This window comes from Candidatus Accumulibacter necessarius (assembly GCF_036625085.1).
Genome location: NZ_JAZKUM010000004.1, coordinates 238,153 through 260,158 on the forward strand (window position 1 = coordinate 238,153; position 22,006 = coordinate 260,158).

The 22,006-nt window shown below is 65.0% G+C and carries 14 protein-coding genes and 3 pseudogenes; 9 read left to right on the top strand and 8 right to left on the bottom strand.

Annotated elements, in window-relative coordinates:
• Positions 1 to 66 precede the first annotated feature (66 nt).
• From V5B44_RS12225 to V5B44_RS12255, 7 genes and pseudogenes are all read left to right on the top strand, one after another.
• Entirely contained in the window at positions 67 to 201 is a 135-nt protein-coding gene (locus V5B44_RS12225) for a hypothetical protein (protein WP_332359300.1), read from the top strand.
• A 55-nt stretch (positions 202 to 256) separates the two neighbouring features.
• Positions 257 to 1,966 carry a cation:proton antiporter domain-containing protein gene (locus V5B44_RS12230; protein ID WP_332359301.1) on the top strand — a complete coding sequence of 570 codons (1,710 nt, stop codon included), beginning with the start codon at positions 257 to 259 and terminating at the stop codon, positions 1,964 to 1,966.
• Entirely contained in the window at positions 1,963 to 2,880 is a 918-nt protein-coding gene (locus V5B44_RS12235) for a universal stress protein (protein ID WP_332359302.1), read from the top strand. The genes V5B44_RS12230 and V5B44_RS12235 overlap by 4 nt, the downstream gene beginning before the upstream one ends.
• Complete coding sequence (locus V5B44_RS12240; protein WP_332359303.1) at positions 2,877 to 3,800, top strand: sodium:calcium antiporter; 924 nt, start codon at positions 2,877 to 2,879, stop codon at positions 3,798 to 3,800. The genes V5B44_RS12235 and V5B44_RS12240 overlap by 4 nt, the downstream gene beginning before the upstream one ends.
• Positions 3,801 to 3,811: 11 nt before the next feature.
• Complete coding sequence (locus tag V5B44_RS12245) at positions 3,812 to 6,475, top strand: cation-translocating P-type ATPase (RefSeq protein ID WP_332359304.1); 2,664 nt, start codon at positions 3,812 to 3,814, stop codon at positions 6,473 to 6,475.
• Between the two features lie 331 nt (positions 6,476 to 6,806).
• Positions 6,807 to 7,118 (top strand): annotated as a pseudogene (locus V5B44_RS12250) (cation:dicarboxylate symporter family transporter); the annotation flags it as partial.
• A gap of 101 nt (positions 7,119 to 7,219) precedes the next feature.
• Positions 7,220 to 8,497 carry a glycerate kinase type-2 family protein gene (locus tag V5B44_RS12255; protein WP_332359305.1) on the top strand — a complete coding sequence of 426 codons (1,278 nt, stop codon included), beginning with the start codon at positions 7,220 to 7,222 and terminating at the stop codon, positions 8,495 to 8,497.
• 131 nt (positions 8,498 to 8,628) lie between these two features.
• Here the strand turns inward: V5B44_RS12255 and V5B44_RS12260 are convergent, their stop codons facing one another.
• The 3 genes from V5B44_RS12260 to fabR all read right to left on the bottom strand — a co-directional run bounded on the left by V5B44_RS12260 (position 8,629) and on the right by fabR (position 11,683).
• Positions 8,629 to 10,083, bottom strand: a complete 1,455-nt coding sequence (locus V5B44_RS12260) for an SPOR domain-containing protein (RefSeq protein ID WP_332359306.1) — start codon at positions 10,081 to 10,083, stop codon at positions 8,629 to 8,631.
• A 269-nt stretch (positions 10,084 to 10,352) separates the two neighbouring features.
• Complete coding sequence (locus V5B44_RS12265) at positions 10,353 to 10,982, bottom strand: NAD-dependent dehydratase (RefSeq protein WP_332359605.1); 630 nt, start codon at positions 10,980 to 10,982, stop codon at positions 10,353 to 10,355.
• Between the two features lie 17 nt (positions 10,983 to 10,999).
• Positions 11,000 to 11,683, bottom strand: coding sequence for an HTH-type transcriptional repressor FabR (gene fabR / locus V5B44_RS12270; protein ID WP_332359307.1), 684 nt, complete (start codon positions 11,681 to 11,683; stop codon positions 11,000 to 11,002).
• 231 nt (positions 11,684 to 11,914) lie between these two features.
• Between fabR and V5B44_RS12275 the strand changes: the two genes are divergently transcribed.
• Both V5B44_RS12275 and V5B44_RS12280 read left to right on the top strand, forming a co-directional pair.
• Positions 11,915 to 13,738, top strand: coding sequence for an acyl-CoA dehydrogenase C-terminal domain-containing protein (locus tag V5B44_RS12275; protein ID WP_332359308.1), 1,824 nt, complete (start codon positions 11,915 to 11,917; stop codon positions 13,736 to 13,738).
• Between the two features lie 127 nt (positions 13,739 to 13,865).
• The gene (locus V5B44_RS12280; RefSeq protein WP_332359310.1) at positions 13,866 to 16,529 is read left to right on the top strand and encodes a bifunctional acetate--CoA ligase family protein/GNAT family N-acetyltransferase; all 2,664 of its coding nucleotides are present in this window, start codon (positions 13,866 to 13,868) and stop codon (positions 16,527 to 16,529) included.
• Positions 16,530 to 16,570: 41 nt separating this feature from the next.
• Here the strand turns inward: V5B44_RS12280 and V5B44_RS12285 are convergent, their stop codons facing one another.
• The 5 genes and pseudogenes from V5B44_RS12285 to V5B44_RS12305 form a co-directional block, all read right to left on the bottom strand.
• A complete protein-coding gene (locus V5B44_RS12285) occupies positions 16,571 to 17,812 on the bottom strand; it encodes a hypothetical protein (RefSeq protein ID WP_332359311.1) in 1,242 nt (413 codons plus the stop codon).
• 185 nt (positions 17,813 to 17,997) lie between these two features.
• Positions 17,998 to 18,600: pseudogene (locus V5B44_RS12290) on the bottom strand (L-serine ammonia-lyase, iron-sulfur-dependent, subunit beta); the annotation flags it as partial.
• 290 nt (positions 18,601 to 18,890) lie between these two features.
• Positions 18,891 to 19,286, bottom strand: a complete 396-nt coding sequence (locus tag V5B44_RS12295; RefSeq protein WP_332359312.1) for a hypothetical protein — start codon at positions 19,284 to 19,286, stop codon at positions 18,891 to 18,893.
• 23 nt (positions 19,287 to 19,309) lie between these two features.
• A complete protein-coding gene (locus V5B44_RS12300; protein ID WP_332359313.1) occupies positions 19,310 to 19,975 on the bottom strand; it encodes an OmpA family protein in 666 nt (221 codons plus the stop codon).
• A 122-nt stretch (positions 19,976 to 20,097) separates the two neighbouring features.
• A pseudogene (locus tag V5B44_RS12305) lies at positions 20,098 to 21,724 on the bottom strand (hypothetical protein).
• Positions 21,725 to 22,006: the final 282 nt, after the last annotated feature.

The window sequence follows — 22,006 nt, forward strand, 5'->3', positions numbered from 1 at the left end:
GGTTCTCGTGGTCAACTACCGAGGGCGCATGTCTCATGCCGAGGCCATCCGGGTACCTGGACGGCCATGACCGTCAGCAGGATGGCGGTGCTGACCTTCGTCGTTCTACCGTTCATCGAACTGGTGACCTGGATATGGGGTCCATCCGAAGACCGCGCAACGTTGTCGAAAGACAGCAGGCAGCACGAGGCGACAGAGTGAGGTATAACCGACACCTCGCACTCGTGCCAGGACGCGTAGCGAGCAGATAAGCCACATGGGTCATCTGATTCAGATCATTCTCCTTCTGGGCGTGACTGTGGCGATCATGGTCACCTTTCAGCGGCTGCATATCCCCTCCAGCCTTGGTTACCTGCTGGTCGGGCTGATCCTCGGGCCGCATACGGTCGGCCCGACGGTGCATGTCCCGGAGTTCAAGGTACTGGCCGAGTTTGGCGTGGTCTTCCTGCTGTTCTCGATCGGACTCAACTACTCGCTGCCGCAACTGCACGCGATGCGTCATCAGATCCTGGGCCTCGGTACCGCGCAGGTTGCATTGACCACGGCTGCCGTCGCCACGTCGCTATGGCTGGCCGGCCTGAGCCCGGCGGTGGCTTTCGTCATCGGCGCCGTCTTCGCACAGTCCTCGTCCACCATCATCGGCCGGCAACTGGCCGAGCAGGGCGAGGACGCCTCCCCGCACGGCCGGCTCGGACTGGCGATTTCGGTGTTCCAGGACGTCACCGCCGTGCCGTTCCTGATCCTGATTCCCGTGCTGGGCGCCGCTACCGGCATGAACGCACTCGCCGGGGAACTCGGCATGGCAATGGCCAAGGCCGTGCTGGCGTTCGGCCTGGTCTTCTATGCCGTGCGCTGGGCCCTGCGCCCACTCTTCCACATGGTCGCCGAGCGGCGTTCCGCCGAGCTGTTTACCCTCACGGTGTTGCTGGTGGTGCTGTCGGCTGCCTGGACGACCAGCAGCCTCGGGCTGTCGCTCGCCTTTGCGGCCTTTCTGGCGGGAATGATGCTTGGCGAGACCGAGTTCCGTCACCAGGTGGAATCCAGCATTCGTCCGTTTCGCGATGTGCTGCTCGGCCTGTTCTTCGTGGGCATCGGCATGCTGTTCGACCCGGCTACGCTGCCCCGGATCTGGCATTGGGCGCTGCTGGGCGCCTGTCTGCTGCTGTTGAGCAAGATCGTCGTTGTCGCCGTGATCGTGCGCCGCAGCGGCATGGATGCGCTCGTCGCCTGGCGAACCGCCCTGCTGCTGGCGGTGGGGGGCGAGTTTGGCTTCGCGCTGCTCGCGATCGCGCTCGATGCCAGAGTGATCGATCAGGAGATCGGCCAGATTGTGCTGACCGCGGTCCTCTTCTCGATGATCGCGGGCGTCCTCCTGATCCGTTACAACCAGGCGATTGCCACTGGCCTGGCCAGGCCAGCCGCCAAGGCTTCCCCGCCGGCGGAGCAGCTTGCCGGGCTGGCCGCGCCTCAGGTACTGATCGGCGGCTATGGCCGGGTCGGCCATACCATCGCGGTACTGCTGAAATCGAGCGGCGTCAATTTCGTGGCCTTCGACACCGATCCGAAGCGGGTGCAGCAAGGCCAGGCCGACGGGCATGCGGTGCTTTACGGCGACATTGCCGATCCGGAACTGCTCGCAGCGGCCAGGGCCGAACGTGCCAGTCTGGCAATCGTCACCGTCGACTCCCACGTCATCGCCTTGCGCGCGATAGCGGCGCTGCGTCAGCATTGTCCGCAGGTGCCGGTGATCGCGCGTGCCCGCGACCTGGACGCCAGTTCGGCGTTGGTCAATGCCGGCGCGATCCATGCCTATCCCGAGGCGATCGAATCCAGCCTGCGTCTTGGCGCGACCGCCTTGCGGATGTTGCGGATTCCCACCGTCGATATCGACCTGATGCTGCAGGACATACGTGACTGGGACTACCAGCCCGTGATTGAAACCCCGGCGAAGGAGGAGGCCAAATGACAAGCGCCCAGACGATTCTCGTCGCCACTGATCTTTCCGCGCCGGCCCGCCATGCCGTCGAGCGCGCCTTTCACCTGGCTGCCAGCACCGGCAGCGAACTTTACATTCTGCACGCAATGGAACTGGATGCCCTCGACAGCCTGCGCGAGATGTTGGGGGACGACGTGTTCGCGTTGCGGGCAGCCTTGAGCAGCGATGCCCACAGCCACCTCGACCAGTTGCTCGGCGAGGTGGGGACCCATCGTGGCATCGCTGTGCGCACGTGCGTCGCCGAAGGGAACCCGCTGGCCACGATCGCTGCCGAGGCCGACGCGCTGGACGCGTGTCTGGTGGTGCTCGGGGCACGTGGCGAGTCTCTCCTGCGCCGCGCTTTACTGGGACCGACGGCAGCCCGTCTGGTGCGCAAGTCGTCGCGGCGGCCGGTACTGGTGGTGAAGCAAGCGCCGCATGCGGCATATCGCTGCGTTCTGGTTGCCGTGGATTTCTCGCCGGTATCGCTTCAGGCGATCCGCCTGGCAAGGCAATGGGCGCCAAAAGCCGATCTGGTTTTGTTGCACGCCTTCGAATTGCCCTACGAGGGCAAGCTACGGCTCGCGGGCGTCGAAGAGCAGGAACTCGAGCAGTATGTCACAAGCAGCAGCAAGACCCGCCGCAAACGGTTGCACGATCTGGCGGCTACCGCCGGATTGGCGCCAGCGGAGTATCGGGGCCGGGTCATCCATGGCGATCCTGCGCAGCAGATCGTCGCCGTGGAGCAGGAGCTTTCTTCCGACCTGGTCGTCATCGGCAAGCACGGCTCGCACGTCGTCGAGGAACTGCTCCTCGGTAGCGTGACCAAGCAGGTGCTGGCGGAGTCGCAATGCGATGTGCTGGTCATTTGCGACCCGCGCGAGGCGCCCCACGAATCGCCATGACCGATCTGGCACTCATCCTGGGGGCCGTGCTGCTGGCAGCGGCGGGTGGCGAGGCGTTCCTCAGGTCCATCCTCGGCGCGGCACTCCATCTGCGCGTACCGAAGGTGGTCGTGGCCACGACACTGGCGGCCTTCGCCACCTCCAGCCCGGAACTTACCGTTTCTACCGTCGCCGCGCTCGCCGGCCAGCCGGAGATCGGGTTGGGCGATGCGCTGGGCAGCAACGTCGTCAATATCGCGCTGATCTTCGGTCTCGCCTTGCTGTATGGTGGCGTGCAGACCTCGCGGCAGGATTTCGGCCGCGACTTCTACCTTGCCCTCGCAGTCCCGGCGCTGAGCTTCTTCCTGATTGTCGACGGACGGATCGAGCGGGCCGAGGCATTGCTGCTGTTGGCGGTATTCCTGGCCTGGCTGGTCTGGACCGTACGCCATGCTCTGCGCCAGCGAGCAGTGGCGGTCGACCTTGAGGCCAGCGAACTGTCTGCCGGCAAGAGCCTGCTGCTCGGTGTGCTCGGTCTCGGCGCGCTGATCGCTGCCGGTCGCCTGTTTGTCAGCGGGGCAACGGGCATCGCGGCCGTCTTCGCCGTCGACACTTACGTGATCGGGGCGATCGTGGTCGCAATCGGAACATCGCTGCCAGAACTGGTGACGGTGATCCTGTCTCGCCTGCGTGGCCACGACGATGTCGGCGTCGGCACGTTGATCGGCAGCAACCTGTTCAACGGGCTGGCCATCGTTGGCGTAGCCGGCACGATACATCCGATCGCCGCGCCAATGACCGAGGTGGCGCTGACGCTCGCCTGCGGCATCTTCGCGCTGTTTCTGCTGCTGCCCAACCGCAGCGGCCTGATCGTGCGTGGTCGCGGTTTCCTGTTGCTGATGCTCTACGTCGGCTTTGTCTGGGCAACGCTCACTTCCTGATCTCACTTACTATGTCTCCTGATCCCGATACTGCATGGCATGCTCGCTCCACTGCCGAAGTCCTTGACCAGATCGGCTCAGACCCCTCTCGTGGTCTGACCGCAGAAGTTGCGCAGCAACGCCTTGCCAGCCACGGCCCCAACCGGCTCGCCGAAAAGCCGGCCCGCCCTGCCTGGCGCAAGTTCCTTGACCAGTTCAGGAGCCTGCTGATCCTGATCCTGCTCGGTGCCGCAGTCCTCGCCGGCGCCGTCGGCGACCTCAAGGATGCCATCGTGATCGCCGTGGTAGTACTGCTCAACGCCACGCTGGGCTTCTTCCAGGAACATCGTGCCGAAGCGGCGCTGACGGCGCTGAAGAACATGCTCGCGCCGACGGCGCGGGTGCGACGCGACGGCGAGGTTCGCCTGGGCGAGGCGGCCGATCTCGTGCCGGGCGACATTCTGCTGCTTGAGGCCGGCGACCGCATTCCTGCCGACGCCCGCGTGCTGTCGGCGCACAGCGCCGAGGTGGCGGAGGCGGCCTTGACCGGCGAATCGCAGGCGGTCGCCAAGTTGCCCGATGTCGTCGATGAAAGGTCAGTGCTGGCGGAACGGCACAACATGGTGTTCATGAACACCGTGGTGACGCGCGGCCGCCTCGAAGCCGTCGTCACCGCTACCGGCATGGGCACCGAAATGGGCCGTCTTGCCGGGCTGCTCGCGGCAACCGCCGAGGGCGAGACGCCGCTGCAACAGCAACTCGACAGCTTGGGCAAACGCCTCGCACTGATTGCCAGCGGCGTCGTGGCGCTGATGTTTGTCTTCGGCCTGCTGCGCGGCGACCCGCTGGTGCAGACGGCGATGACCGCGATCGCACTCGCCGTCGCGGCGATTCCCGAAGGCCTGCCGGCAGTAGTGACCGTCACCCTCGCGCTCGGCATGCACCGCATGGCCAGGCGCAACGCCATCGTCAAGAAGCTCGCCGCCGTCGAGACGCTGGGCTGCACGACGGTGATCTGTTCCGACAAGACCGGGACCCTGACGCTCAACCAGATGACGGCGCGGGCGATCTATCTCAATGGTCAACGCCATGCCGTCACTGGCGAGGGCTATGGCAGCGACGGCTGCATCGTGGGTGCGGGCGATGTCCGTCACATTCTGTTGCCGGCAGTGCTATGCGTCGATGCCCGTATCCGGGACGAGCAACTGATCGGCGACCCGACCGAAGGCGCGCTGCTGGCACTCGCCGCCAAGGCCGGGCTCGACGCCGCGGAGGCGGTCGAACACCTGCCGCGCATCGCCGAGATTCCCTTCGATTCAGCCACCAAGTTCATGGCCACCTTCCACCACGAAGGCGACCAGGTACGGCTGTGCGTCAAAGGTGCCCCGGATGTCCTGCTGGCATTGTCCACTGGCCATTTGCATCACGACGTGGTGATGCCGCTGGATGAGAGAAGTCGCGACCGCTTTGCCGCCGAGAACGAGGCCCTGGCCGAGCAGGCGCTGCGCGTGCTGGCGCTGGCTGGGCGAGTGATTCCGGCCGAGCAGTTCGATCCCGTTGGCGACCTGCTGCCATGGGTGCGGGAACTGACGCTGCACGCCCTGGTCGGCATCATCGACCCGCCCCGCGCCGAGGCACGGGCGGCGATCGCCACCTGCCGGGAAGCCGGCATCGAGGTCAAGATGATTACCGGCGATCATCGCGCCACCGCGGCGGCTATCGCGCGTGAACTCGGACTGCACGGCGAGGCGCACGAGGGGCGCGAACTCGATGGCCTGAGTCTGGACGAGATCGCTGCGCTGGTCGAAAAAAGCGCCGTGTTTGCCCGTGTCGCGCCCGAGCACAAGATGCGCATCGTCGAGGTATTGCAGGCCAGGGGGCATGTCGTGGCGATGACCGGCGATGGCGTGAACGACGCGCCAGCGCTGAAGGCCGCCGACATCGGTGTTGCCATGGGTATCACCGGGACTGAGGTCACCAAGGAAGCGGCTACGCTGGTGCTCACCGATGACAATTTCGCCTCCATCGTGCGCGCGGTGGAAGAAGGACGGACGATCTACGACAACATCGTCAAGTTCGTCCGTTTTCAGCTCTCGACCAATATCGGCGCCATCCTCACTGTCCTCGGCGCGCCCTTGCTCGGCTTCGCCACGCCGTTCACGGCGATCCAGATCCTCTGGGTGAACATCATCATGGACGGTCCGCCGGCGATGACGCTGGGCGTTGAACCTGCCCGTCCCGGAATCATGCGCGAGCGCCCGCGCAGCAAGGAGGCGGCAATCCTCTCGACGCCGCGCCTGTGGCGCATCGGGCTCTATGGCGCAACCATGGCGGTGGGCACCCTGGGCACCTACGCCTGGGCGACGCAGTCCGGCGATGCCGCCAAGGCGATGACCTTGGCCTTCACCACTTTTGTGCTGTTCCAGTTTTTCAACATCTTCAACGCCCGCGCCGAACACGGGAGTGCTTTCAACGCGCAGTTTTTGAGCAACGGCAAGCTGTGGCTTGCCCTCCTGGCCGTCGTCGCCCTGCAGATCGTCGCCGTGCATTGGGGACCGGCGCAGGCCATCTTCGACACCGTCGATCTGACGCTGATCGAGTGGGCGGTGGCGGTGGCAGTCGCCTCGTCGACGCTGTTCCTCGAAGAGGCGCGCAAGCTGCTATTGCGCTTGTACAAGCGCATCATGGCCGCATAGGAGTAGGGCATGTTTGCGATCTAGGGGCCGGTATCCAGCGGCACGTTGATCGTTCTGAATCCTGTCGTGCTCGGACTGGAAACCTGGCCGACGGCGATGGCGAGCGGCGGAGATCTCACCATCACAACGGATGGCGTCATATCGGGTCTTCGTGGTCGAGCTGATAAAGCTGGCCACCGTGAAACGGCGGCCAGGCTTTCCGCCGCCTTTCTAGCGCAAGGAATCCTGCACCGACTGGAACTGGCGCACCCACGGCCGGTAGGTACCTCCGCCGCCTGCAGGTAGCGGTTGATCAGTGCCCGGCCGATACGCGCTTCCAACTGGGCAAGACATTTCCCGACTCTCAGGCTTCAGCCTCTGGAAGTTTCTGAAATACATCAAGGACGAACTTTTTACCGTCCTCGGTACCAGTTCGTCCGGGTCGGTCGTGCTGCAACTGATGCGCAAGCTGGAGTTTGCTGGCGTCTCGAAGCCGGTGGTCGGCGTGATCGTACGCTCGGGGCTGACCTTCAACCAAGATGGACAGTGCATCCATTACACTATGGCGGCGATCTTCATCGCCCAGGCCACTGACACGCCACTGACCCTGACCGACCAGTTGCTGGTGCTGGGCGTGCTGCTGCTGACTTCGAAGGGCTCGGCCGTGCAGGCCTTGTACGACGGCGACGAGGCCGCAAGCAGCCTGGAAGAGGCGGCCCTGCTCACACAGCGCCCGAAGTTGGCGACCTGACTGGGAGATGAACGATGAAGACCAATGAAGCCCGTAGCCTGCTGCGCAACATGTTCGAGGCGGCAATCACCGCTGCGCAGCCGGCGCACTGCGTCCCCCTGCACCTGCCGGAGCCACCTCGCGGCCGGCTCATCGTAATCGGTGCTGGCAAGGCATCGGCGGCGATGGCCAAAGCGCTGGAGGAGAGCTGGCCGGGCGAGTTGTCCGGACTGGTAGTGACCCGCTACGGCTACGCCGTGCCCTGCCAGCGTATCGAGATCGTCGAAGCGGCTCACCCGGTGCCGGACGCCGCTGGAGTTACCGCCGCGGAGCGCATCCACGCTCTGGTCCAGGGACTCAGTGCCGACGATACCGTGCTGTGCCTGATTTCGGGTGGTGGCTCCTCGCTTCTCGCTCTGCCGCTGGAAGGGCTGAGCCTGGCGGACAAGCAGGCCGTGAACAGGGCCTTGCTCAAGTCCGGCGCCTCGATCGCGGAGATGAACTGCGTCCGCCGCCACCTCTCGGCGATCAAGGGAGGGCGTCTGGCCGCAGCCTGCCATCCCGCGCGCGTGTTGAACCTCATGATCTCCGACGTGCCCGGCGACAACCCGATCGACATTGCCTCCGGTCCGACGGTTGCTGACCCCTCCACCTGTGCCGATGCCCTGGCGATCATCCGCCGCTACGGCATCACCGTACCGCCAGCAGTACTCGATATCCTCGAAAGCGGTCGCGGCGAGTCGATCAAGCCTGGCGATGCGCGCCTGGCCAGGGTGGAGACGCGCCTGATCGCGACACCACAGATGGCGCTCGAAGCTGCCACCGCAGTGGCGCGCAAGGCGGGGGTGGCGGCGCACATCCTCGGCGACGCCATCGAAGGCGAAGCGCGCGATGTGGGCAAGGTGATGGCCGCAATCGCGTTGCAGGTCGCTGGCCGTGGTCAGCCCTTCACAGCGCCCTGCGTCCTGCTCTCCGGCGGGGAAACGACGGTGACGGTGCGCGGCAACGGGCGCGGCGGGCGCAACGTCGAGTTTCTACTCGCGCTTGGTGTAGCGCTGAACGGGCATCGCGGCATCCACGCCATCGCCGGCGACACCGACGGAGTAGACGGCCAGGAGGAGATCGCCGGCGCCTGGCTTGCGCCGGACAGCCTGGCCCGTGCCTGGGCCAAGGGCATCAAGCCGCTCGGCAGCCTGGACAACAACGACGGTCACGGTTTCTTCGACGCTTTGGGCGATTCGGTCATCACCGGCCCTACGCTGACCAACGTCAACGACTTTCGGGCGATCCTGGTTACCAACGAACCCCTCTGATAGCGTGGCGGATACTCAGCAGTCCGCCGGATGGTAGTTCACCGAGCCACAAACAGGGACCCCTGGAGACATTTGTTGGGTACAAGAAGCCTGGCCACCGTGACACGGTGGCCAGGCTTTCTGCCGCCTTTCTAGCGCAAGGAATCCTGCACCGACTGGAACTGGCGCACCCACGGCCGGTTGGCGCGCAATTCTGCCGGCAGGGCGGCAATCGCAGCGCGCGCCTGGGTCACCGTATCGAACACGCCGAAGAACAGGTTGTAGTGCTCACGCTGGTCGTGCTCGGTCACCGAGAAGGCCAGGGAATTCAGCGCAAGCTGCTCGGCGTTGCGGTCGATGAAGCGCGCCATGTCGGCCTGGCTCGGCGACATCACCAGCTGGACAGTGTAGGCCTTGGGGTTTTGCCCGAGTAACCACTGGCTGTCGTGCACCACTCCCGATCCCGCACTTTGCACTCGCATCTTCCGGACGACGGCGCGCAAGTCGCCGAGGCTTTTCTCCAAACTGGAAACCTTGCCTGAAACCTGATCAATGCGCGCTTGCTGCTGGGCATCGTTCTCCTGCCGGGCCACTTCGCCCGCAGCAATGGCGGCGATCTGACCGCTGACATCGGTGATCCGGGCCTCGCTCCTGGCGATTGCCGATTCAGTGCTTGCGGGGGCAAAGGCAGGTACCCACTTGACCAGGGCGAAGCCCAATGCGGTCAGCAGCAGCAGGCCGGCGATGGCGAGATGGGTCCATTTGAACCTGTCCCTGGTTGTCTCCTGATGGTCCGCCAGTGTCGCGGCGAGCTCGCGGATTGCCGCGTCCAGGCGCTGCGTCTCCGCCTGCAAAACGCCGACCAGACCTTGCAAGGTCCGGACCTCGGCATGGTGCTCGCGCTGCAAGGCGCTCAAACCCTCGACCCGCGCCTCGACGATGGCGTGTTGCTTTTCCGCTTGCGCACGCACCTCTTCGATGCGGCGCTTGTTGCCGCGCGTCGCGGTATCCAGCAACTCGTAGGTGACGTCAAACTGATCAAGCCGCACACGCTGCTCGGCAATGATTCGCGCCTGCGTATCCAAAAGGTCTTCCAGCGAACCGATGCCGGCATCGAGCCGCGCCACGTCTGCGCTGATGCGCACATTGTTGCTCGCGAGTCGAATCTCCCAGCGCTGCTCGGTATCGGCCAGCCAACCACGAGCTTCTCCCCGAACCGCATCGACCCGCTGTTCGGTCGCGGCGGCATGCGCAGCCAATGACCGGCTCTGCTGCTGCAAATCGGCGCCGAGTCGGTGCACCTCGCTCGATACCGCGCCACCGGACTGTCGGAGTTCGGCCAGCGCACTGTCGATACGGCGGTTGTTTTCGGCGTACAGCGCGGTCAGCTCGTCGTAGTCGCGCAGTACACGGTCAAGCTGCGCGTTGATCTCCTTTGGCGTCAGGCTGGAATCGTTTGCCCGTGCGAATTCCAGCAGCCGGGCCATCTCCGGTTCGATGTCGGGAATTGGGGTCACCGCTGCGCTCAGCGGTTCGGTGGCCAACGCGGTAGGTACGGTCTCCGAGTGCGCATCCCCCGGAAGCGCCAATCCTGCGGTCTTGGTCATAGTCGCCCTCCTATGTAGTGGTTTCACAGAGTTGCGCCGGAATTCTGGCAGCGCACCCAGGAACATCGTACCCGAAGTTGACCGATTTTGTCGTCTTCTCCTGGAACACTGTTGCGCCGGGTGTCATAAGTGCTCGGCAGCGAGAGCCTTGTCCAGCGTCGTGCAAACCGGAACAGGACGCGCATTTCCTCGCGTCGACTCGCCTGCGTGAGGCGTGGGTTGATCATCGCGAGACCCATCCCCTGGCATCGCGCAGGATGCGGTCGTCGTCAGTCCTGCAACTCATCGGATTCGATGATGCGCTCGCCGGGCTCACCCTGCAGCACGCTTTCCAGCAGGACGCGCGCGATGGCCTCAGCGGTCACTGGCCGGTAGCGACGGGGGATCAGCGGTCGCAACAGGCGCGCCGCGATCAGCGCGATCTGCTCGCCGGGCCGCACCGCGTCGCGCTCGGTGTCGATCAGCGACGGTCGCACGATCGTATAGCTCGGATAGCCGAGTCCACGGATGCCTGCCTCGGCCTCCGCCTTGGTACGCAGGTACAGGTTGCCGGCAAGGCTGGCGCCGAGCGACGAGTTGAGCGCATGGCGGGTGGCGCCTGCCTCTCTTGCCAGGCGGCCGATCAGCACTGGCAGGTCGCGGTCGATGGCGGCAAAGGCCGCTGGCGAACCGGCGGCCCGGATCGTCGTGCCAAGAGTACAGACGACACCGTCGACCTGCCACCACGCTGCGCCGGGCGGCAAGTCGGCGAAATCCAGCACGGGGTTTTCCAGTTTCGGGTGGGTCGGCAGCGGTCGCCGGCTGGGTGCAATCACCCGCCCAACGCGCGCATCCGCCAGGGCGAGGCGCAAGACCTGCTGGCCGACGGCACCCGTGCTGCCAACGAGAAGCAGGCGCAGGGGAGGGGTCGGGGTGCTCATGCCGACGCCGCAAACGACTCGTTCAGGCGTGTGGCGCCATACAGGATGATCTTGAGCTGTTGCACGAAGTTCTCCGACATTTCGGTTTCGAGCAGGGGTTGGCCGGGGGGCAGGTCGAGAATGTCGGTAGCCGCCGCGAGCATGGTCATCACGATCATGCCGCAAACCATTTGCAGGTTCGCCGTGGGCAGGTGGGTGTACAGGCCACGCAGCCGGAAATCCTGCGCCATTTCGTTGGTGAAGTGGGTCACGTCATTGCGGATCGCCAGGCGCAGGATGCGGCTGCCCCCTGATCGCTCGCTCGAGATGAACACGAACTGCAGGCGGTTGCGCTTCACGTGTTCCTGGTAGACCTGGACCGAACGGCGCAGCATGTCGCGCGGCGCCACCTCCATCTTGCGTGCCTCGCGCAACAGACGGCGCAGGGTGATTCCCGCTTCCTCGACCAGCACCAGGCCCAGTTCATCGGTATTGCGAAAGTGACGATAGAAGGCGTTCGGTACGACGCCGGCTTCGCGCGCGATTTCGCGCAGGCCAAGACTGGTGAAGCTGCGTCCCTCGCCCATCAGCGTCAACGCCGCCTGCAGGAGACTGGCGCGCGTCAGATCCTTGCGCGCACTGCGAGACAGTGTCTCGGGATTCTTCGATGGGCGTTTTCCGGGTGGCTGGGTAGCGTTCATGGCCTGGCATTCTAGAACAGTTGTATTTAAAAGGACATCGGTTTGACAGTGGCGCGTGTTCTGCACAATGGTGTGGCTTGCTCTGACGAGAAAAAACCGAGTCACCTACCTATTTATTCAGTGGACACTCGTACACAGACTGTCGTATCCTGAAAACACTGAGCAGTCGCCGTTGACCGCCATTGGCGGGCGGTGCCGAGACCCTCTGTCCCTTTCCCGAAAGACCGCACCATGCCAACCTACAAAGCTCCCCTGCGCGACATGCGCTTCCTGATGAACGAGGTGTTCGACTATCCGGCGCACTATGCCCGGCTGGCGAACGGCGCCGAGGCAACGCCCGAGATGGTTGAGGCGATACTCGAAGCTGCGGCAAGCTGGTGTGAAGAGGTACTTGCACCCCTGAATCTGTCCGGAGATCAGGAGGGTTGCCACTTCAATGCCGGCAAGGTCAGTACCCCGGCCGGATTCAGGGAAGCCTACCGACAGTTCGTCGACGGTGGCTGGCAGGGCCTCTCGTTTCCGGTCGAATACGGTGGCCAGGGCCTGCCGACCTCGCTCAGTGTCTTCAAGGCCGAGATGATGGGTGCGGCCAACTGGTCGTTCAGCATGTATCCGGGGCTGAGCCTGGGCTGCATCAACACGCTGCTGCGCTACGCCAGCGAGGCACAGAGATCACAGTATCTGCCCGCTCTGGTCAGCGGCGAGTGGACCGGCACCATGTGCCTGACCGAGCCACAATGCGGCACCGATCTGGCGCAGATCAGAACGCGGGCTGAACCGCAGCCCGATGGCAGCTACCGGATCACCGGCACCAAGATGTTCATTTCCGCCGGCGATCACGATCTGGCCGAGAACATCGTGCATATCGTTCTCGCCCGCCTGCCCGATGCACCGGCGGGAACCCGCGGCATCTCGCTGTTCGTCGTACCGAAATTCCTCGTCGATTCGGACGGTTCGGCTGGCCAGCGAAACGCGGTCAGTTGCGGATCGATCGAACACAAGATGGGCATCCGCGCCTCGGCAACGGCCGTGCTGAATTTCGATGCCGCGGTCGGCCACCTGATCTTCGAGCCCAACAAGGGGCTGGAAGCCATGTTCACCTTCATGAACACCGCGCGCATCGGCATCGCGCTGCAGGGCATCGCGCACGCAGAGGCCTCGTTTCAGGGTGCGCTGTCCTATGCCCGGGATCGCCGCTCGATGCGAGCGCTGTCGGGGAAAAAGGAACCCGACTCGATTGCCGACGCCTTGATCTGGCACCCCGATGTACGGCGCATGCTGCTCACCCAGAAAGCCATCGCGGAAGGTGGCCGAGCGATGATTTATGCGGCCGCTCAGACCGCCGACCTGATGTTCAATGCGGTGCTCGAAGACGATCGTGCGGCGCAGGCGCAGTACGACAACATGCTCGGCTTCTACACGCCGATCCTCAAGGGCTTTCTGACTGAAATGGGTCTCGAGGCGGCCAACCTCGGCATGCAGGTGTTTGGCGGCCATGGCTACATCCACGAGCACGGCATGGAGCAGATTGCTCGCGATGCACGCATCGCCACCCTGTACGAAGGCACCACCGGCATCCAGGCACTTGACCTGCTGGGCCGCAAGGTATTGATCGGCAGCCGGGGAAAATGCGTCCGCGACTTCACGCGCATCATGCTGCGCCTTGCCGGGCCGCATCTGGCCGCACGCGGGTCAAAGGGCCGCATGGCCCGCTCGCTGACCAGGCATGCCATCCAGTGGAATCTACTCACGCTGAGAATCATGTGGCGGGCGGCCAGGGATCGGGACCTCGTCGGCTCGACGAGCGTCGACTACCTGATGTATTCGGGCTATGTGATGATGGGCCACTTCTGGGCCCTGCAGGCCGAGCAGGCCCGTCAGCGTCTGCGCAGTGGCCAGGGGGCAGAATCAGCCGACTTCTATCGTGCCAAGATTCAGACCGCAGAGTTCTACTTTGACCGTCTGCTGCCGCGTGCCGAGGCCCACCGAAGAAGCGCGTTGGCGCCGACGCGTTCGCTGATGCAGATGGATAACGGCAATTTTGCGTTTCCCTGATGCAGCGACCCGAGTGTGGCGAACGCAACGCTTTCAACGCCTGGGCATTCCCGCAACTGGGGCGCGACGCTGCGGAGAAAATCAAGCATACTGTTGGCCGAAATCCTGCCGTGCTGACGAGACCACAATGACTGTCCGAAACCTCGAATTCCTGTTTCGTCCCCGGTCGGTCGCGGTTGTCGCCGAACCCGACGAGCCGAGTCGCTATGCCGAGGTGGTGATTGCCAATCTGGTTGCCGGCGGATTTGCCGGTCCGGTCATTTCCGTGGGCGCCAGGAAACGCTCGCTGTTCGGCATCGGTACCGATGTCCGCCTGGACGAGTTCGAGGTCGTGCCCGACCTGGCGATCATCTGCGCGACGCTGGACAGGGTGCCGTCGATCATCACGCAACTGGGTGCACGTGGGACGCGCGGCGTGATCGTTGGGCCCTGGCTATGGCACAGGATGAGCAGCAACGAGATCGCGGCGGCGCGCAAGGCCATCCTTGAGGCGGCGCGACCGTACCTGATCCGCATCCTCGGCCCGGGCAGCGGTGGCCTCGTCGTTCCGGCGCGAGGTCTCAACGCCAGCGCCGCCCCGGTTTCGATCAGGCCGGGAAAGGTTGCCCTGATCACTCAATCGACGGCCATCACCGCTGCCGTGCTTGATCGTGCCGGTAGCCGGGGCATCGGTTTTTCGACGGTACTGCACCTCGGCGCCAGTATGGATGTCGATCTGGCCGACGTGCTCGACTGGCTGGCGGTAGACCGGGACACCCAGTCGATCCTGGTGCAGTTCGACGAAATCTCCGGCGGACGCAAGTTCATGTCAGCGGCACGTGGCGCCGCGCGCAACAAACCGGTTGTCGCCATTCGCGGCGGACCGGTGAAGCCACGGCACCCGGTGACCACGCCATTCAATGCCGACGACGTCTACGAGGCGGCCCTGCAACGCGCCGGCTGGGTGCGCATCGACACCCTGGGCGATGTGTTTGAAGCCATCGAGGCGATGGCGCGGGTGCGCCCTCTGCGCGGCGAGCGCCTGACCATCCTGGCCAACGGCCACGGCCTCGGGCGGATTGCCGGCGACACGCTCCTACGTTCCGGCGGCGAGCTGGGCAGCCTCTCCCGCGACACCGTCAAGCACCTCGAGGAACTGCTGCAGACCCGTTCATCGCTGTCCAACCCGCTGGCGCTGCCATCCGATGTCAGGCCGAGCCACTGGGCAGCAGCGCTCTCGGCCGTGCTCGCCGACAGCAATACCGACACCGTGCTGACCGTCTGCTCGCCGTCGCCGTTCGCCGCCAGCGCCGACGTTGCTACGGCGATATGCGAGGTGTCCGGCACAGCCGAGCGCAGCGTCTTCACCTGCTGGGTCGGCGGCGCCGCAATGCTCGAAGCGCAACGGATTGCGGCGGCGAACGCGGTGTTGAGCCATGACTCGCCGGAAAAGGCGATCGCGGTCTTTCTCGGTGTCGTCAATTACCGGCGCAATCGCCGGTTGCTCCAGCAGATGCCGCCGTCGCTGGCGGAGAGTTTCTCGCCGGATGTCGACGCCGCCCGCAGCGTGCTCAGGGAGGCGATCGATGGCGGGGCAGGGGCCTTGTCGCCCCGCCAGGCGCGGCGTCTGCTGCAGGCCTACGGGATTGCGGTCGCCGACTCGCCGCTGGCCGGCAGCATCGATGCGGCGATCCTGGCTGCCGGCGATCTCGGCTATCCGGTCGATCTCGGGCTGCTGCTTGCCGATGGGGCCGAGTTTGCTCAGGTCGCGTCGGGACTGCGCTCGCCGGCCGAGATCCGGATCGCCGCCCGCGGGCTGCGCAGCAGTGCGCGGACGCAGCGCCCGGGCAGCCGGGTCAGCCGCTATCGACTGCGATCGAGCGTCGCCCGCAGCGGCGCGCCGGCAATGCGCCTCGGTGTGGCCGACGATCCGGTGTTCGGTCCGGTGATCTTCCTTGGCCTGGCGTCGGCCGCGGGCGGCCGCATGGGACGCCTCGTCGTCGCGCTGCCGCCGCTCAACCTGGTACTGGCCCGCGATCTGGTCACGCGCAGCCGCTTTGCCGAAGGGATGCCCGAAGACGATCGGGAGGCGCTGCAGGCAGCGGTCAGCAATGCGCTCGTTCGCTTGTCGCAACTGCTCACGGACCTCGACGAGCTGACCGGTGTGACGCTCGATCCGCTGCATGTCGAGACCTCGGGTGTGATCGTTCTGGAAGCGCACATCGGCATCGGCCGGGCGGCTCGCAGGACGGGCCTGCGCCGCTTTGCGATTCGACCCTACCCGAAAGAACTTGAGCAGCCAGTGGAATGGTGTGGCCGCACGCTCCTGATCCGGCCGCTTCGACCGGAGGACGAGACGACCCTTGGTGAACTCCTCAACTCGCTGGATCCCGAAGATTCCCGCATGCGCTTTTTTGATTCGATCCGGAGCCTGCCGCGTGCCCGCCTCGCCCGCTTCAGTCAGATCGACTACGATCGGGAGATGGCGCTGGTGGCGATCGAGCGCGACGGCGACGGGGTCGAGCATTCGCTCGGCGAGGTGCGCGCGGTTGCCGAGCCGGGCAATGCCTTTGCTGACTTTGCCGTCGTCGTCCGATCTGCTCTCAAGGGCCAGGGACTCGGACGGCTGTTGATGCAGAGCCTGATCAGCTACTGCCGCCGGCGCGGCATCGGTGAGTTGCGTGGCGAAGCGCTCGACGGCAACCTGCGCATGCAGCGGTTGGCCAAGCACCTCGGTTTCCAGCTCACGACGGGCGCCGATCGCGGCACGGTTGACCTTCGGCTGCGGCTCCGCGAGCCGGAGAAGGTCTAGCCGCAGCGCGAGCCGCCGCTGTTGGCCAACGTCAACAGATCTCACCGCAAGGCAGCGACCCTGGCGGCGAAGCCCTGCAGGTCTGCGTCGCGCAAGCCGAGCAGAACCGGTCGACCGGCGCGGCGATGGATGTTGATCTTGGCGTTGAAGACTCGATGCGGCTGGCCGTGCTTGTCGGTGAGCTCGTACTCGCGAATATGGTAGGCATCGCCGAGCTGGCCTTCGGCGGCGCGGATCGGTGGTCCGGTAAGGTAGCAGGTGATGGAATCGATCTCGGCTCCAGCCAGGCTGACACCGTTGAGCTGCCGCGTCAGCTCGCGCGCACGCTGCACAAAGTCGAGGCTGTCGAGAGTGACGGTGCGTCCGTCGGCTTCGTCGATCATCTGCGTCTCGAACTTGCCCACCAGAATCTGTCCTGGCAGTGCACGCTCGATCATGCGCGCCAGCTCGATCGTCACCGGACCGACCAGGTAGCTGAACGACGTCGGGTTCAGTCCCTCGGATTGGTGGAACTCGTAATGCGACCCGACGTGGAAGCAGGCGCGCAGTTGTGGCACCGCGCCCGGCAGCGAGGTTCGCTCGCTCGCCAGCGCGTTGTCGGCAAGAATGAACTGCATGAGCTGATAAAGCTCTACGTTGGCGGCGACCCCGCGCATCCGGTTCCAGATGTAAAAGCCGTCACCTGTCGTCGTCCGCGCGAAGTTGATGTTGATTTCGCGATCGAGCAAGCGGGCGTACGCAGCATTGACCGAGCACGACAGACTGTTGAGCTGGACCACCTGGTGTAACGGCGGCCGCAGCGAAAAGCCCACGGCATCAAGCAGGATCACTGCACGGTCTTCGACCAGGCGGAGTCCGTAGCGCTCGACCAGCGCCGCCAGCAGTGGCAGGCCGAGGTCTTCGAGCGGCGAGAATGGAAGCTCGACCGAATGCGGCGTCACCCTCAGTTCGCTGGCGATCTGAGCGAAGTCGTCTGGCGGCAGATGCGTCCGTCGCGCCAGCAGCTCCTGCAGCAGGGCCGATCGGCGCCGGGATTCGCCTTCATCGCTCGCCTCGCCGACGAACTCGATGAGCAGCGTATGCGGCGCGAGCAGCACCAGCAAGCCGCGTGGCAGCAAGGTCCATGCGTAGATCAGATTCTCGCCAAGGTTCCACAACGAATAAAGTCGCTGATCAAGGTGCGATACGTTGCGCCGTACCTGGGCTTCGGCCGAGCCAACCGGCATCGGGTAAGCCATGAATCCGTCGAGCCAGGACTTGCGCTGGCGGGTATCGTCGATCACTCTCAGTCGCCCCCTCGTTAAGACTGCCCCCCTCACGCATTGTAAGGGAACTCAACGCGGCAACCGCGATCTGTTGGATCTAGTTCGGGGACAGTATATTTAATTGCCAGATTTCCGCCTCTCGGGGAGAGTCAGTCCAACTTTGCAGCGGTCGTCACCCACAAGCGTCGACCCGTCGACAGCGCTCAACTTCCCATGCCGTGGAAGCTTCCGGCGTCCTTCCTGCGCAGGGCGTGGACCCTGGCCAGGCCACCGCGCGCGGTCTCGCGGTAACTCGCCTTGAGGTCGCAACCCGTCTCCCACATGGTACGAACCACCTCGTCGAAGGAGACGATGTGGTGGCCGTCGGAGAGCAGGGCGTAGGCCGCGCAGTCGACGGCGCGGACGGCGGCGATTGCATTGCGTTCGATGCAGGGAATCTGAACGTAGCCGCCGATCGGGTCGCAGGTGAGGCCCAGATGATGTTCCAGACCCATCTCCGCCGCGTACTCGATTTGCCGTACCGAACCCCCCAGGAGTTGCGCGGCGGCGGCCGCCATCGCGCAGGCCGTCCCGACCTCGCCCTGGCAGCCGACTTCGGCTCCCGAGATCGACGCGTTGCGCTTGACGATGTTGCCGATCATCCCGGCCGTCGCCAACGCGCGGTGGATCTTCTCATCCGGCAGCCGCGCATTCTGTTGCAGGAAGAAGAGGACGGCGGGCAGCACGCCGCAGGCACCGCAGGTCGGCGCGGTCACCACTTCGCCGCCGGCGGCATTCTCTTCCGATACCGCCAGCGCGTAGGCAAACTTCACGGCTGTCGTCGTGGTCCGAAGTCAGCCGACGCCAGCGTGTATCGGTATCCGCTATAAGGTGAGTCTTCGCGCGCGGCCGCAAGTTCAGGCTCGGCGAGAAATTCTGCAAACGCGGCGCGCCCTGGCACCCTGGCACCCTGGCACCCTGGCACCCTGGCACCCTGGCACCCTGGCACCCTGGCGCTCAGGCTCGCCGATCGCAGAGGCGCGTGTTGTGGTCAGCGCAACACTGTATTTACTATACTGTCCCCGAAATGCATGGAAATGCAGTCCCGAAATGCATGCTATCGGGAGAGGTCCCGCATGTGCGCAGCAACCTGCAGCAGCTGGGTCTGATTCATCCCGACGAGGTATTTGCGGCTGACGGTACTGACGAGTTTGACCGCGCCGGCCATAGCGAGGCGTGCTGACTGCTCGGCGAGCATGCCGACTTGGGCACGCCTGAGCGCCTTCAGGAAGTAATAGTCCATCCCCGCCTGGGTGAGTTCGGCGACCAGTTCGGCGACCGCCGCGCCATGCCGCGTATCGGCGGGGGTGTTTTCAAGCGCCGCCAGCACGGCATCGGCTTTATCGCGCAGCGCCTGCGAATGATGGAAGCGCATGTGGGGCCCGGCGCTGGCCGAGGTCTCGGCAGGCTTCGTCGTGCCCGTGGTTACGCTCTTTTTCGCTGCAGTGGCCATGATGTTCCGATCAACGTGGTTGCTCAGCGAGGCGGTTCCGCGATGAAAATCTCGACGCGACGGTTCATCGCGCGACCAGCTGCCGTTGCATTGTCGGCGATTGGTTGACGCGAACCAAGACCGTCGATCGCCATGCGACTCGACGACACGCCACGCATGGCCAGGTAGTCACGCGTCGCTGCCGCCCGGTTGACCGACAGGGGATTGTTCACCGCATCGTTGCCCGTGCTGTCGGTATGGCCGATGATCCTGATCGTCGTCACCGGGTGCTGGTTGAGGCTGTTGGCCAGGCGATCAAGCACCGGGCGCATGTCCGGCTTGATGTCATAGCGGCCGACATCGAAGGAGATGTCGCTCGGGATGTCCAGTTTGAGCTGGTTATCGGCCGTTTGTGACACCTGCACCCCCGTGCCGGCAGTGGCCTGCTCCATCGTCGCCTTCTGTTCCTGCATACGCTGCGACCACAGATAGCCCCCGGCCGCCCCGAGCGCCGCACCGACGGCAGCCCCGGTGGCGGTACTCTTGCCCTTGCTGCCGCCCGCCGTCGCGCGGCCGACCACTGCACCGGCCACAGCACCGATTGCGGCGCCGGTCGTGGTGTCACGCTGGGTTTCGGTCATGCCGGCGCAACCTACCAGCGAGCTGACCGCGAAGCTGGCGGTCGTCAGGGTAAGGATGATTCTGTTCATGTCCCGGGTCTCCAGGGGTGAGAAAGTCAATGTGGTGTCAGCAAGTATGGCTGGCGATTGGAGCCATAGTCAATTCGGGATTTCCTCGCCTGAGGCCGGGCCCGCGCACGCGGTCCAGACGATCAGGCGCTGCGCAGCTTCAGCAGCCGCGTCACCCAGATCGCGGCGAAGGGCAGGATCAGGCCCAAGGCAATCGCTACCATGAAGAGCGCACCCAGGTCGCCGTAGTCGGCGGGCACCTTGATCGCGTTGGTCACCGGGTCGCGCACCTCGCGGGTGACTTCGAAGATCTGGTTCAGGTACTTGGTGCCGAGTTGGGCGGCCGACAGCGCCAGGTTGGTGAACGAGGCCATCACGGCGAAGTAGGTGGCTTTCAGGTTGGCCGGCGCCGAATTGGCGATCCATGCCAGCATCGGCACCATGGCGATCTGCCCGAGGGGTGATTCGAGCGCGGTATCGATCAGCGCAATGAAGCGCGCGTCGACGACGCCACCGGTATGTGCCGCGGTCCATTCGTGCAGGCCGTAGTACATGCCGAGCGTCGGCAGGCTGAGCAGCGTGCCGGTGAGCGTCAGGAAGCCGACGATGTAGGCGATCGAACGCTCCCCCATGAAGCGGCGGAAGAGGAACAGGCCGAACAGGGTCAGCACGCTGCCGATCAGCGAGAGCTGCGCGAGGAAGGACTGATCGAAGCCCAGCGAGTCGATCATCCACCAGGTCGAGCCGGCGCCGGGACCGGGCATGGCACGGAAGACGAAGATCACGATCGCCGTCCCGAGCAGGGTGCGCCGCGCGTCCTCGTCCAGTTCCCGGAGCAGCTTCGCCATCAGGAAGGTGATGACGGCGAAGGAGCTGACAAAGACGATCTCCTGGCTGAACTCGACCTGCGCGAGGCCGACCGAGAGGCTGATGGCGACGAAGACCAGGCTGCCGCCGAGGATCCACCAGTTGGGCCTGACCGGGTCGAGAGCGGGCTGAAGCATGGTGCGCAGCGCGGCCTCGTCGAAGCCGCGGGCGCGCAGCCGCCGGGCGTCGCGCCGCCTGAGCAGCGCCGCCAGCAGCACGCCGGCGACCGAGATCGCGGGGATGACCAGCGCCATGCCATAGACCTGGGCGTAGACCGCCGCCTTGGCCGCCTTCGGCAAGTTCTCGACGCCCTGGAACATGACGACGTTGACCAGCGAGACGAGCAACCCCGCCACCGATGATCGCCACGCGGCCGAGCGTCTGCAGCGTGGTGTTCATCAGCCGTCGCTGCTCGGGTGGCAGCGGCTGGCCGTGCTCGTCCACCCGTGGCACGGCTTCGACGGTCATCGCATCGGCGACCACGTCCTGCAGGACGTAGCCGACCGGCGAGAGCAGGGCGGAGAGCACGAACCAGGCTTCGAGCGACATCCACTCGCCCATGCGCAGCGGGTTGGCCACCAGTCCGAGCATGATCAGCAGGCTGGCCGCGATCAGTGCCGCACCCAGCCATACCAGTCCGGCCTTGTGCCGCCAGATCAGGTCAACGAGATGGCCGAGCGGCATCTTCAGTGCCCACGGAATACCGGCCCAGAAGCCGAGTGCCGCGAGAAAGGCCGCCGAAAGTCCGAGATACTCCTTGACGAAGAAGGTCCCGACGATTCCCGTCAGGCCGGACACGCCGGCCGCGACATAGACCATCAGCGGCGGCAAATAGGAAAGCCGCATTTCACGGCCGAGCTCAAGGATGTTGTCGGCAAACCAGCGTTGAAGGGCGGCGAGCAAGACGGGACTCCGGCAGTTGGTTGGGTGGCGTCATTGTGCCTGACGCGGGCCAATTGCGCGCGGGCCATGTTCGCCAGCGCCAGCCGTCCGGCGAGCAGGACTGGCGCTGGCGCAGGACTGAGGAAGCGGGCAGCGCTCCCCCGGGCATGGGCTCCGGCCGATCGATCAGAGGCGTTTCGCTGCTAGACTTGGCCTTTGCGACCAGCGTCGAGCGGGTAGCAGGCATCGGGGGAGGGCAGCGCAGATGTGGTTCTTGTGGGCAGTACTGGGGGCGCTTCTCGC